Here is a 13,373-nt window from a genome sequence, read left to right as displayed (position 1 = left end):
CTGCTTTTTATGCGGTAGTTGTTATCCGCCGCGTAGGCGGCTTAGAAGGGGCCGCTGACCTCTTCCCCCTTGATATACTCGTTATCCGCCGCGTAGGCGGCTTAGAAGAGGTAGACCATAAGGTCGGCCTGCCCGCAGGAGTTATCCGCCGCGTAGGCGGCTTAGAAGTCTTGGCTCCCAGCCGCTGACGTGCTCATTGAGTTATCCGCCGCGTAGGCGGCTTAGAAGATGCCAATTTGAACCGCAGTGTCTTTGCCGGAGTTATCCGCCGCGTAGGCGGCTTAGAAGGGTACGAACAGTTTTTGATGCGGCGTAAGCACGTTATCCGCCGCGTAGGCGGCTTAGAAGGTCATGCACTTTCTGCTGCACTGACTGGATTTGTTATCCGCCGCGTAGGCGGCTTAGAAGAATTCTCGGCCTTGTGCTTCGCTTTTATATTCGTTATCCGCCGCGTAGGCGGCTTAGAAGCATGGTCCTTTCCAACGACGCTTCTGTCATGCGTTATCCGCCGCGTAGGCGGCTTAGAAGGCCATCGCCATCCCCGGCGGCCAAAAGCATGCGGTTATCCGCCGCGTAGGCGGCTTAGAAGACCGGGTAGATCACACCAGCGCCCATCTGCGGGTTATCCGCCGCGTAGGCGGCTTAGAAGACTACGGCGTGGTCAAATGCTTTTGGGATGAAGTTATCCGCCGCGTAGGCGGCTTAGAAGAGAGTGTGTTTTTAGCGGTAGCCCCCCACCCGGTTATCCGCCGCGTAGGCGGCTTAGAAGTATGCTCAACGATATGGAAAAATGGCAAAATAGTTATCCGCCGCGTAGGCGGCTTAGAAGATGATTAGCAGTCATGGCGGGCAGATTTAAAAGTTATCCGCCGCGTAGGCGGCTTAGAAGTATGAAATGCTGGCCCCCCTGCTGGGCGATCAGTTATCCGCCGCGTAGGCGGCTTAGAAGTTGACGGCTCTTCTCGCTCAACTGGCGAAGGAGTTATCCGCCGCGTAGGCGGCTTAGAAGTATCATGCGTGTGTGGCTGCACGGTCTGCCATGTTATCCGCCGCGTAGGCGGCTTAGAAGTTGAGCGTCGTGTTGTCCTTCGTCACTGTCATGTTATCCGCCGCGTAGGCGGCTTAGAAGAAGGTGAGCCTGTTCAATGGCGGTCTTTACGGGTTATCCGCCGCGTAGGCGGCTTAGAAGTTGCGCACACCAGCGTTCACGGAATCGGCAGAGTTATCCGCCGCGTAGGCGGCTTAGAAGATGGCGAGAGCGTAAACTATGGCAACGAACAAGTTATCCGCCGCGTAGGCGGCTTAGAAGCGCTACAGGACGACGACCCCGTGGAATACATGGTTATCCGCCGCGTAGGCGGCTTAGAAGTTCGAGAAAATCAAAGACTACATCAAGAACTTGTTATCCGCCGCGTAGGCGGCTTAGAAGCATATCGAAGGCGCGATTACAGATTCCAGTGAGTTATCCGCCGCGTAGGCGGCTTAGAAGATGATGCCCCTGCTGCAAACCCTGCGCGAATTGTTATCCGCCGCGTAGGCGGCTTAGAAGCATGGAAGATGCCCTGCTCAACAAGATGCTGAGTTATCCGCCGCGTAGGCGGCTTAGAAGACGATGCTAAGACCCGCAACGCTGCCCGTGCGGTTATCCGCCGCGTAGGCGGCTTAGAAGGGCACGGAAACGGGGATCGCCGTTGATGGCGAGTTATCCGCCGCGTAGGCGGCTTAGAAGGGCATGAGTGGCGGCGCGGAAGACAAGCCGCTGTTATCCGCCGCGTAGGCGGCTTAGAAGTTGGCCTGCGTGTATGCGGGAACACCAGAGCCGTTATCCGCCGCGTAGGCGGCTTAGAAGATTGCGCGTGAACGCATGACGCCGAAGGAAGAGTTATCCGCCGCGTAGGCGGCTTAGAAGAAAAAAACAAGGCAAACACAATTTGCAATAAGGTTATCCGCCGCGTAGGCGGCTTAGAAGCTATGCATCGGTCTACTGGCTGGGCTTTGGCGGTTATCCGCCGCGTAGGCGGCTTAGAAGAGTTGAGGGCTGGTAATTATACGTGTCGGTATGTTATCCGCCGCGTAGGCGGCTTAGAAGACGTCAGGGCCGGGCAACGCCCACTCCGTCAAGTTATCCGCCGCGTAGGCGGCTTAGAAGGTCAACATAATCGCAGTAAGCTGACGCGCTATGTTATCCGCCGCGTAGGCGGCTTAGAAGATGCCGGGATACATGTCCGCATAGCGGCCTTTGTTATCCGCCGCGTAGGCGGCTTAGAAGTTAAAAATGGACAGCGCCGTATCGTTCAGAGGGTTATCCGCCGCGTAGGCGGCTTAGAAGTGGTGATGTGCTTGTTGTCGTGCGGCTCGACCGTTATCCGCCGCGTAGGCGGCTTAGAAGTTGATAACAGGGTTTCAGTGTTGCAGTCGCACGTTATCCGCCGCGTAGGCGGCTTAGAAGTGCATGTCTGTCCTGGCCAGGCGGCCGACATAGTTATCCGCCGCGTAGGCGGCTTAGAAGCACCAGCGCTTCAACGCCGTCCACATCGTATAGTTATCCGCCGCGTAGGCGGCTTAGAAGTGCAGCAAACGTGGATAGGCGCAGACGACGCTGTTATCCGCCGCGTAGGCGGCTTAGAAGACCATAGGTGGCCCATCAGGAGACGTCTTTTAGTTATCCGCCGCGTAGGCGGCTTAGAAGACCCCCGTAAATGTCACCGTCACGGAGGTTTCGTTATCCGCCGCGTAGGCGGCTTAGAAGCAACCTCGTACACCTGGCCCAAAGCGTCAAGCGTTATCCGCCGCGTAGGCGGCTTAGAAGGCGTCACCTGTCCCCACCGTCCGCGCCTATTTGTTATCCGCCGCGTAGGCGGCTTAGAAGTGTCAGCCACGTCCAAAATGACTTCAATGTCTGTTATCCGCCGCGTAGGCGGCTTAGAAGCAAGTGCCGTTTTTCTTCAAGAGCTGGGGCGAGTTATCCGCCGCGTAGGCGGCTTAGAAGGGCATGTTTGTCGTGTCGGGCCGCATGAGAGGGTTATCCGCCGCGTAGGCGGCTTAGAAGGAGTGGAACAAGCTTGTTGACGATATCGGCAGGTTATCCGCCGCGTAGGCGGCTTAGAAGAAGCTGCGGATTACCAAGCAGGCGACCATTTCGTTATCCGCCGCGTAGGCGGCTTAGAAGATCGTGCAGGTGCGTTCGGCCAAACATGATCGGTTATCCGCCGCGTAGGCGGCTTAGAAGTCAAAGGGGGCGACTATGAGGGAAAGGATTTAGTTATCCGCCGCGTAGGCGGCTTAGAAGTCACCAGTGAGCGCGTGGCGCGCTCCTGCAGTGTTATCCGCCGCGTAGGCGGCTTAGAAGGTCACCCTCACCAAAGCTGACGGCGGTATCGGGTTATCCGCCGCGTAGGCGGCTTAGAAGTCTGAAGTGACCAGCTGCAGCTTGAAAAGCAAGTTATCCGCCGCGTAGGCGGCTTAGAAGTGCAGCCGGGCAATGTAACCGCGCCAGCATGGGTTATCCGCCGCGTAGGCGGCTTAGAAGTGTTGGTGTGGCAGAGTTGGTGAGCAGTCTTTGTTATCCGCCGCGTAGGCGGCTTAGAAGACATTGCCCGGCTGCAGGGCCACATTTTAAGCGTTATCCGCCGCGTAGGCGGCTTAGAAGGTACTGGTGCCGGATTCCCTCAAGTGCATCTTGTTATCCGCCGCGTAGGCGGCTTAGAAGACGGCAGGACGCAGAGGAATGGAATCGAGATTGTTATCCGCCGCGTAGGCGGCTTAGAAGTTGCCCTGGGCCTGCTGCTGCTCCTGAAAGGCGTTATCCGCCGCGTAGGCGGCTTAGAAGATGAGGTCGGTATCGGTGGGGGTCACGGTGAGGTTATCCGCCGCGTAGGCGGCTTAGAAGACGTCTTGAGGCGTCTCGCTGCTGGTGGCGGGGTTATCCGCCGCGTAGGCGGCTTAGAAGCTGCCGTCGATGGCGTCACCGTTGCACACCAGGTTATCCGCCGCGTAGGCGGCTTAGAAGTGGAGCTTGTTGTGCAAAACAAGCCCCTTTCTGTTATCCGCCGCGTAGGCGGCTTAGAAGAGACAATGGACGCCATTGCCAAAGACCCCGGCGTTATCCGCCGCGTAGGCGGCTTAGAAGTCTGTGCGATGCCAACGCGCGCCGGAACTGGCGTTATCCGCCGCGTAGGCGGCTTAGAAGCAGATTCGCCAAGCGCTACAACGAGATGGCCAGTTATCCGCCGCGTAGGCGGCTTAGAAGCTACAGGGACGCCGCTATGCGGCGACACGTGAGTTATCCGCCGCGTAGGCGGCTTAGAAGTAGAAAACACCGCCCGCTCCAGGGCAAATAATGTTATCCGCCGCGTAGGCGGCTTAGAAGTTGCAGACGTTGAGGATAACAGCAAGATTCTTGTTATCCGCCGCGTAGGCGGCTTAGAAGCAGGCCGCCCGCAACATGCTCACCCTGCCAGAGTTATCCGCCGCGTAGGCGGCTTAGAAGTTGCCGGAAAACGGCGCTATATCCATTGCGGTGTTATCCGCCGCGTAGGCGGCTTAGAAGTTGGACGGGTGAAACTTTTAATTTTGACATAAGTTATCCGCCGCGTAGGCGGCTTAGAAGAGTTGTGTGCGTAGGCTGCGAGGTTAATGCGGGTTATCCGCCGCGTAGGCGGCTTAGAAGCGGTGCGCAGCCCTCCGGGCTGTTGCCATCAAGTTATCCGCCGCGTAGGCGGCTTAGAAGTTAATGGGGGTGTTGCGACCTTGTCAAGCGACGTTATCCGCCGCGTAGGCGGCTTAGAAGACCGGGGGGTGGGCCGTGGCGCGTACTGCAGGAGTTATCCGCCGCGTAGGCGGCTTAGAAGCTTTCCTGCCGCTGCAACTGAAGCACATGATGGTTATCCGCCGCGTAGGCGGCTTAGAAGGAATTGAAACCGTGCCCAGCGTGCCGTGATAAGTTATCCGCCGCGTAGGCGGCTTAGAAGATGCTCAAACGGTCAAGGGCCGTGGCGTCCGCGTTATCCGCCGCGTAGGCGGCTTAGAAGGCCCTGGTGGCGGCATATAATCTGCACGGCACGTTATCCGCCGCGTAGGCGGCTTAGAAGCTTCTGCATCGGAATACCAAAAGTAATACACGGTTATCCGCCGCGTAGGCGGCTTAGAAGAAGCGCGAAACCGCCCCCCAGGGGCAGGAACCGTTATCCGCCGCGTAGGCGGCTTAGAAGTGCGCGGGGAGCGCCACAGGCGCGGGCGAGGCGTTATCCGCCGCGTAGGCGGCTTAGAAGCCCTTAAAGACAAGCCGTCGTGATAATCCAGTGTTATCCGCCGCGTAGGCGGCTTAGAAGTTGGGCGCATTTTGCATGGGCGTCGCGGCCTAGTTATCCGCCGCGTAGGCGGCTTAGAAGTTCTGTGGGATGTCCGAACAGCGTGATGCGCAGTTATCCGCCGCGTAGGCGGCTTAGAAGTGTATGACGTGCGTGTGCGGGCGCTCGACCCGGTTATCCGCCGCGTAGGCGGCTTAGAAGATATTTGGTATAAAAAAATCACGCCGCATGAAGTTATCCGCCGCGTAGGCGGCTTAGAAGAGCCATGCCAGAACTGAAACCCTGCCCAGCGTGTTATCCGCCGCGAAGGCGGCTTAGAAGTAGAGCCGCAGCTATCTCCGAATATCTCTTGCGTTATCCGCCGCGTAGGCGGCTTAGAAGTCGGCGGACATGCCGAGCTGGTTGCAGACGTAGTTATCCGCCGCGTAGGCGGCTTAGAAGCTGCCGATGCCGCGTGCCGTGGTGGTGGCGGAGTTATCCGCCGCCTAGGCGGCTTAGAAGGATACTGCGGACGCGATCTGCTATCACAGCCAGTTATCCGCCGCGTAGGCGGCTTAGAAGGCAAGCCTCGGAGGCCTCGGCGCTCCGCTGCCGTTATCCGCCGCGCAGGCGGCCCAAGCCGTGTATTCCGTCCCGCATTATGTATGTGCTGGTTCCCGGCTGCACAGACGATAGTAGAACAGCAAAATATACAGCGGGACGAGATACGCGGCAGCCATAAGAGCTTCTGTGGCGCTGAAGAACTCCATACAGACGATCATCAGCAGGACGTTGTTGATGACGCCGAATGAAATGAGAAACGCCAGCCGTGTCTGTCGCGTCATGTGGCGGGTGACGGGCAGCGCTGCCAGCGTCATGAGCACGCACAGCAGGCAGGCCGCGCCCAGCGCCTGAAAAATGAATGAAGGTGATTGCCGCAACAGATCACCATAATTGCTGAAAATGGAAATGTTGGAAACAGCAATGGCGACTGTCAATAAGGGAAACTGCTGTCGCAGCAAGGTGTGGCGCAGTTTGTTCCAGTAGGTACGGGTCAGATGGGCAGCGGCGAAGGGCAGCAGAATGGTCACGGCGAGAGAAAGCCCCATATGTCCGAGTTCCAGATGCGGGGGCAGGCTCAGCGGCGTGAGGCCGAGCATGCGCAAGGCGCTGTCCGTGAGCGAAAGCATGGCAGGCAGGCTCAGGGGCAGCAGCAGTGAGGTCGCGATATTGGCCACAAGAATGAGGGCGGTATTGGCCCTGAGCATGAGCGAAAAAACCGCAGCCATGACGCCCACCGGCGACGCGCCCAGCAAGAAAGCCCCAAGGGCGAATTGCGGCATGATCAGGCGAAAGACAGCCAGGCAGAGTATCGGCAGCAAGGCGAGCCGATAAATGGTCAGCAGACACAGCGGCACAGCCATGGTGCGGGTTTCCTGCCGCAGTTCCTCTACGCCCACGGCCAGAAAACTCATGTACAGCATAAATATGAGGATAAGACGTGGCATGGCCGCCAGAGGATCTGCCAACTGGGGTAAAAAAACGCCAGCCGCCATGGAGGCCAGCGAAGAAAATACCATGACGAGATCACGAGGATTCATTAAAGCCCCAATTTTTTCGCCACCCTGCCCAAATCGGACATAAAATTCAAGAGGGCGGCAGACAGTGCCTTCCCCGGATTCTTGCAAAACCGTCCAAAGCGTAAATGCCGCCTTGGCGCTGCACACATCCTTTTTTTACGGGCGGGTGGAAGTTTGCGGCGGTGAAGGCAGGCAAAAGCCTTCCGAGAGGAAAGATTGTTGAAACAGCAAGGCCCCGACGCATGTCGGGGCCTTGTCGGCAGAAAATTCTAGGAAGCACTGATTAGAGCATTGTAACTTTGAAAAAGTGTAAATGCTCTAACGCTGCACGAAGGTGCAGCGCGCCACTACGTGGCGTGGATTCAGCCGCAAATAGCATTTTCGGCTGAATGAAAACTTTGAAATGAGAAGCATTTCAAAGTTGATCTGCGCTAGTGATCCACCCGGATGTCCAGCGAGAGCTTGTCCTTGGACAGGACAAAGCGGACATTGGCCGGCTTGCCGGAAAGATCAATGACAACTCTGGTCTGGCCGTCCATTTTGCCCAGCCGCACATTGGTCACCGCGGGGTTTTTGGGCACACCCGGCGCTTTGACCAACCACTTGCCGTCCAGATCAACCACAAGCCTTTCAGGATTGTTGAGGGTCATGTTCTTGTAGTTGAGGGGAGCCGTACCCACGAGGCGAATGGTTGCCCCCTTGTCGCGGGCAAAAACCACAAATCGCGTGATTTCCAGCTTTTGAGGCGCGGCCTTTGCGGCCTTTTCCGTATTGCTGGAAGCGGGCTTTTCCGCAGGGGCGGTTTTTTCCGGCGTTCTGGCTTTTTCTGGAGCGGCGGCCGCGCCAGATACGGCAGGAGCGCCAGACGCGCCAGACGCGCCAGACGCGGCAGAAGCGGCGGTGCTGGCCGTTTCGGGCCTGGCGGCGTCTGAGGGTTTTTCAGGCGCGCCGGAAAGATCGGGTTTGTGCTTCACCGGTTCAGGCAACGGCGGGTGCACGGGAACGGCTTCAGCCTTGTACGGGGTTTTGTCGCCCAGGCGGGGAGCGGTGTCGGCCGGGGCCGGGGTATGCCCGGATTCCACGGGCAGGGGCGGAAGATAGGGCTGCGCGCCGCCACTGGTTTTGGGTGTCTGCGCGATGTCGCCGAGCGTCGGCAATGCCGCCTCCGGGCCTGTCTGACTGTCCACGCCGGGAGCGGTGGCCTGCTGATTCATGCTCGACTGAGCAACGGGGGCCTGCTCCGGCTTGCGCATCTTTTCATTGAGCATAATGAGGGCCATGCCCAACACGCAGACTGCCAGAAGAAGACTTAAAATCACTTTATTCATGCCAAAAGGCTCCTGCCGAAACGAGTTTGTCCTGAATATGATCAGCGGTCACGGGAGGCGGATTGTTCCCGTTTTTGCAGCATTTCTTTGCGAATATGCACCAGCATACGAAAGTACAACGGTTCTTCGCCACCCATGTTCATGGCTGTGCGTACATGGGCTGCGGCTTCATCAAATTGGCCCATCAAACAGAGAATCCGGGCCAGGTTGAAGTGGGCATGGTCATCATTAGGGGCCAGTTCCACCACTCTACGGCTGAACAAAAGGGCCAGTGCGAGTTGCGAATTCTGACGCAGACTGACGCCGAAATCTCTGAACATATGCTTGTGCGCGGTGCAGATGTCTTCAGTCGATTGTGCAAGCTGTTCAAGGGCGGTCAGCGCGGCCTTGCGTTCGCGCGGGCGCTTGAGGCGCAGCAAGGTCTGACGAAAAGTTTCGCGCAGGCGCGTTTCCGTCCTCTTGGCTTTGCGCATGGCCGCCAGATCCATCGGGCGACTCGTGCCCATGGGGCTTGTGTCCGGCAGGGGCAGGCGCGCCGACATGTCCGTTATATCTGTCGAAAGATCTTTTTCCACCGGTTGCAGGCGCAACTGGGGGGTTCGCGCCGGAGTGGCGACCTCTTTTTTCGTTGGAGCGTCTGTTCGCTTCAGGCTTTCTGGCTCATCGGCGTCCACAGGGCGCAGCGACTTGGAAGAAGGCTTGCGCGCTTGCTGCGCGCCAGGCGTTGCGGCTGAAGCTTTAGCCTGGCCCATGGGCGCCGCGCCTGCGGGCGACGCCAATGGAGCGGCGCTTTGGCGCACGCTGGCGGCAAGGCTGTCAGATTCATTGGCAAAAATTTGCGAATCAAGGGATTGCGGCCCAGCCTGCGGGGCGGGCTGGGCTCCACCTTGCGCGCGGCTTTTCTGGGCAGTCGGTACTTTGCCAGTCGCGTCGCCGGAAGTTCCGGCCGAAGTTCCGGCAGGTGTTCCGCCAGACGTGTCAACGGCTATGCCGCTGGAAGCGCCGTCGGGCGTGATGGCGTCTGGACGCGCGCTCGTCGCAGCCGGAGTTTTGGGTGGCGGGCTGGTTTTGTCAGACGGCTCCGAGACTGCCGCATCCGTTTGCCCGGTCTGCTGTGCGGTATCGGAACCGCCAGCGGATTTTCCTCTGGCTTCAAGACGTGAAAGATCCGGGGTCATGACGGGCATTGCCAGGATTTCTGGCTCTGCCCTGAAGTTTTTGGCAAATGAACTGGCGCTGATTCTTTCTGGCTCGGCTAACGGCTGGAACGCTTTGTTGAGTTCCTGTACCGCAAAGGCTCCGTCAGGCAGTTCCCAGACGAAGTAGTGGTTCTTGCGGTTATTTCCCGTCCAGTCGGTGGAAAAAGAGTACACGCCTGAAAATTTTGAGCGACGCATGGCAGAAATGTACATTATTTACGCCGAATGGCAAGAATGCCTTCCAGCCTTTACCTTGCCGGGGGTTTGCGTTATTGTGCCGTATGCACGAAATGGCAATTGCACAAAGTCTGCTGAAGATGTCGGAAGAAGAAATCTCCCGGCAGGGCTGCACACGTATCGAGGCCGTGAACGTCAAGTACGGGGCCCTCGCCGGTATTGTGCCCGAATCGCTTCAGTTCTGTTTTGAGACCATGATTCAGGGCACGCCCCACGAAGGCGCGCGCCTTGAACTTGAAGAACTTCCCCTGCAACTGCACTGCCCCTTCTGTGGCGCGGATTTTGGCGGCGAGGGTCAGGAAGCCCTTATCCAGCCCTGTCCGGGATGCGGCGAGCAGTTCGGTCATGTGGTCAAGCAGGGCAGGGAACTGTACCTGAACCGCCTTGAGGCCAGCTAGAGCAATTTCGCTTTGAAATTGCTCTGGCGGATGCGGAAGCAGACGCCCGCCGCAGAGGTGTAAGCGCAGTTTATCTGCGCGGTTAAGCACCGAAGCGAGCGTATCTTAAACTTTGAGAATGTACATTCTCAAAGTTTATCTGCTCTAGGGTATTTTACCCTTAAAAAAACATGCTTGAGCGACGCACGAGAATGCGGTGCGCCGTAGCGTGGCGTGCACACTAGAGGGTTTCAGCCGGGAATCCATTTTTACTGTGAAGCATTCCCAAGGTAATCTGCTCTAGATCCGCCCGGATGTTCTCATATCGCCCCATACTTCAAGACCAGGGACTCCGCACGGAGTCTGACAGGAGACAGGCATGCAAATTCCCGTGGTTCGCAATGTGCTGGAAGCCAATGAAAAAATGGCGGCCCATGTGCGCAAGCGTTTGTCTGACAGTGGGATTCTGACGCTGAATCTCATCAGTTCGCCAGGCGCAGGCAAGACGACGCTGCTCGAGCGCACGCTGACCGATCTGGCGGGTGAGTTTCGCATGGCCGTGGTTGAAGGCGACCTGCAAACGGATAACGACGCCCGCCGTGTGGCCGCCACTGGCGCTCAGGCCGTGCAAATCAATACGGACGGCGGCTGCCACCTCGACAGCAACATGATTCTGACCGCTCTGGACAGCCTTGATCTCACAGGCGTGGACATCCTTTTTATAGAAAACGTGGGCAACCTCGTGTGCCCGGTGGAGTTCGACTGCGGCGAAGACGCCAAGGTCGCCCTGCTGAGCGTGGCCGAAGGTGACGACAAGCCCGAAAAATATCCCCTTCTTTTCAATCTGGCGCGCGCCCTAGTGCTCAACAAGGTCGATCTTTTGCCCTATGTGGACTTTGATATGACGCGGGCCCGCAACTTTGCCACCAAGCTGAACAAAGACCTGGATATCTTTGAGGTCTCCTGCCGTCAGGGACAGGGACTTCAGGCATGGTACGACTGGCTGCGCGACAAGCGTGCGGCCAAAAAGGAAGGACGGCCTGTTTAGGGCCATGTCATTCTGAAATGTTTTGTGGGTGAGAAAATTTTGCGGGAAAGAGATATTTTGTGGGGGAGGGAGATTTTGTGGGGGAGGGACCCTTTTGCAAAAGGGTCTCCTCCCCCACGCCCCCACCCCCTAAAACTCTTATTGTATTCTGTGATTGTACAAAGTGTGCTGTGAACTGAAGCGGGGATGGTATTACATCCAGTCAGCTTGAGACAAAAACCCGGCCCGGATTTATCTGGGCCGGGTTTTTGTCTCAAGATTTATGAACCGTACGCAGCCAAAGAGCCGGATCAGCGGCCGCCTTCGCTGGCCTGATACGCAGCCACATCCACCACAAGGTTTTTTGAGCTGTGACGCAGGGTCAGCGTAAACAGCTGCACATCGCTCTGTGGCTTGTCGGCGTCAGCCAGTTGGGGCAGCATGGACGCGGGGGCCAGCATGATTGTGGCTTCGCCCTGACCGGCAGACATGAAGTAGTCCAGCACTTGCTGCAGTATTTCCCTGTGCTTGGCTGTATCTGTCTTGGGCATTTCAACAAAGTTCATATCCAGGCCCGGCAGTTCGGCCTGCCACGGGGCGTAACCCTGCGCGTACAGGGTTGTCAGCAGTTTGTTCAGCGTTGCGGCGTCCAGCTTGCGGCGCAGTTCCATATGCTCAAGGCGGTCAGGCCCGCTTGTGCGGGCAATGCCGGGTTTGCCGTTTTCCACCTGGCCCGGCAGCAGACGTGCCGCCCACACCATGCCCGCGAAACCCAGGCTGGTGAGCACGGCGTCATTGTCGTCATGCGGGGGGCTTTGGTCCAACAGGGCGCACACGTCCTTCATGCGCATGCCAGGGCGAAACTGATCCAGAGCACAGACCGGCCCGCTGTTTTCATCCGGCAACAGGCTGCGCATGCGGGCGCGAAACTGGAGGCTCTCGCCCTTGCCCGTGGCCACGGTCAGGACGTCGGGCTGCGGGCCGAAGGTCAGACTTTTTGCCTGCCCAAGGGGGACGCGGCTGAACGTCCACAGGGCCAGCCCCGTGTCAAGGCGCAACTCGGCCGTGCCGCCGGGATTTTCAATTTCTTCGCTGTTGCCGGGCGTCATGTCCAGCCGCATGAATTGCGTGACCTTGCCCTTTTGCAGGTGGATATTGAGCAGATCTTCGCCTGTCTGGTTGACGATGGTCAGATTTTGCGGCGTTGCCGCCATAGAGGCGGCGCTCCACAAAAAGAGCATGAGGCAGGCGAGAATTAGAGGCAGATTGCACCGTGAGCTATTGCTGATGGTCATGAGCGTACTCCCAATGTCTTTGTAAGACACAGCATATATACCAGAGCGCAGGCCGTGCCCGCAAGTCAGGACGCGGGCGCGTTGCCGCCGCTCTTTACGCTTGAAGCAGCGCCTGTTATGTTATGGCAGGTTTAAAGATTCGTATAAAAAACATAAATGATTCAGTGAAATTAAGGAAAAACCATGCCTCCAGTGTCACGTAACTCTCCGTCAGACCAGCAAGACCCCCCCAAAAGCCTGTGTCTGCGGCCTTCTTCACTGCTGGCGGCCTGTTTTCTTGTTGTGGCAGCCGTAGCGCTTGCCTATGTGGGCGGCGTCATGAGCGGCAGAGCCTACTGGCGGGGGCATCCGGCGCAGGTCAGTGTAGCCGGTGGCGCGCTGAAAAAGGGTGTTGTTGTGGAACCGGCGGAAGAGGACGTTCCCAAGCAAAAAATTCTTGCCGCCGAAGAACTGCGCTTCGCCCGCGTGCTGCGTGGCGAAAGCCTGCCTCCCGGCATGACTGACGGGCCTCAGGCGCGCACACCCGCCGCTGCGGCCATGCAGCCTGTCGGGGCACCGACGGCTCAGGCGGCCGGGCAGCGTTCGCAGGTGCCCGCGCCCGCAAACGCGCCCACAGCAGGCGCAAACGCGGGGCAAGCTGCACAGCCTGTCCCGGAAAACCACCCCGTGGTGCTGAACAGCCTGCAGCCCGTGGGCAATATGTTTGATTACGTGTTTCAGGTTGGAGCCTTCAAGGATGAAGAGAGCGTCGACAGCCTGCGCCAGCGCCTTGAGGGGCGCGGCTTGAGAACGCGCTTGCAGCGGTCGGGCAAACTGCTTGTTATACTGGTACTTTTGAGAGGGAATGAAGCCAGAGCGGCGGAAGTGGTGCATGCCTGCGAAGGTTTGAACCTTGGCAAGCCCATTTTGCGCAGCAAGACTCCGGTGAAGCAATAAGTTATCCATAAAGTTCAAAGAGTTTGAGGGGGTTTAAAGGATTGTTGGTAAATAGTAACAATTACTATTTACAATAGGCTCTTTCCATGTCATCGTCTTGTCAGGG

The 13,373-nt window shown here is 57.9% G+C and carries 7 protein-coding genes and 1 CRISPR repeat array (1 of these 8 running past the window's edge); of the genes, 3 read left to right on the top strand and 4 right to left on the bottom strand.

Translation table 11 applies throughout. The features are described from left to right. A CRISPR array of direct repeats spans window positions 1–5,870; the repeat unit is 28 nt; unit sequence GTTATCCGCCGCGTAGGCGGCTTAGAAG; it reaches 280 nt to the left of the window's first position. 77 nt (window positions 5,871–5,947) lie between these two features. The 3 genes from RBR41_RS04390 to RBR41_RS04380 form a co-directional block, all read right to left on the bottom strand. Beyond that, window positions 5,948–6,889 carry a symporter gene (locus RBR41_RS04390; RefSeq protein WP_320351373.1) on the bottom strand — a complete coding sequence of 314 codons (942 nt, stop codon included), beginning with the start codon at window positions 6,887–6,889 and terminating at the stop codon, window positions 5,948–5,950. A 410-nt stretch (window positions 6,890–7,299) separates the two neighbouring features. Next, window positions 7,300–8,196, bottom strand: coding sequence for an AMIN domain-containing protein (locus tag RBR41_RS04385; RefSeq protein WP_320351372.1), 897 nt, complete (start codon window positions 8,194–8,196; stop codon window positions 7,300–7,302). Between the two features lie 41 nt (window positions 8,197–8,237). Then, window positions 8,238–9,608, bottom strand: a complete 1,371-nt coding sequence (locus tag RBR41_RS04380; protein WP_320351371.1) for a tetratricopeptide repeat protein — start codon at window positions 9,606–9,608, stop codon at window positions 8,238–8,240. 77 nt (window positions 9,609–9,685) lie between these two features. Here RBR41_RS04380 and RBR41_RS04375 point away from each other — a divergent pair, with 77 nt between their 5' ends. Together RBR41_RS04375 and hypB are read left to right on the top strand one after the other, a co-directional pair. Continuing rightward, complete coding sequence (locus tag RBR41_RS04375; RefSeq protein ID WP_320351370.1) at window positions 9,686–10,030, top strand: hydrogenase maturation nickel metallochaperone HypA; 345 nt, start codon at window positions 9,686–9,688, stop codon at window positions 10,028–10,030. 358 nt (window positions 10,031–10,388) lie between these two features. Then, on the top strand, window positions 10,389–11,057 hold the full coding sequence (gene hypB / locus RBR41_RS04370; RefSeq protein WP_320351369.1) for a hydrogenase nickel incorporation protein HypB: 669 nt from the start codon (window positions 10,389–10,391) through the stop codon (window positions 11,055–11,057). Window positions 11,058–11,347: 290 nt separating this feature from the next. Here the strand turns inward: hypB and RBR41_RS04365 are convergent, their stop codons facing one another. After that, a complete protein-coding gene (locus RBR41_RS04365) occupies window positions 11,348–12,331 on the bottom strand; it encodes a peptidoglycan glycosyltransferase (protein ID WP_320351368.1) in 984 nt (327 codons plus the stop codon). A 183-nt stretch (window positions 12,332–12,514) separates the two neighbouring features. On the opposite strand from RBR41_RS04365, the gene RBR41_RS04360 reads away from it, so the two are divergent. Then, on the top strand, window positions 12,515–13,267 hold the full coding sequence (locus tag RBR41_RS04360) for an SPOR domain-containing protein (RefSeq protein WP_320351367.1): 753 nt from the start codon (window positions 12,515–12,517) through the stop codon (window positions 13,265–13,267). Window positions 13,268–13,373 lie beyond the last annotated feature (106 nt).

The sequence above is a fragment of the Desulfovibrio sp. genome (genome assembly GCF_034006445.1).
Lineage (GTDB): Bacteria > Desulfobacterota > Desulfovibrionia > Desulfovibrionales > Desulfovibrionaceae > Desulfovibrio.
The sequence above is the reverse complement of the archived record's forward strand: the minus strand, read 5'-3'. Positions and strand labels throughout refer to the sequence as shown.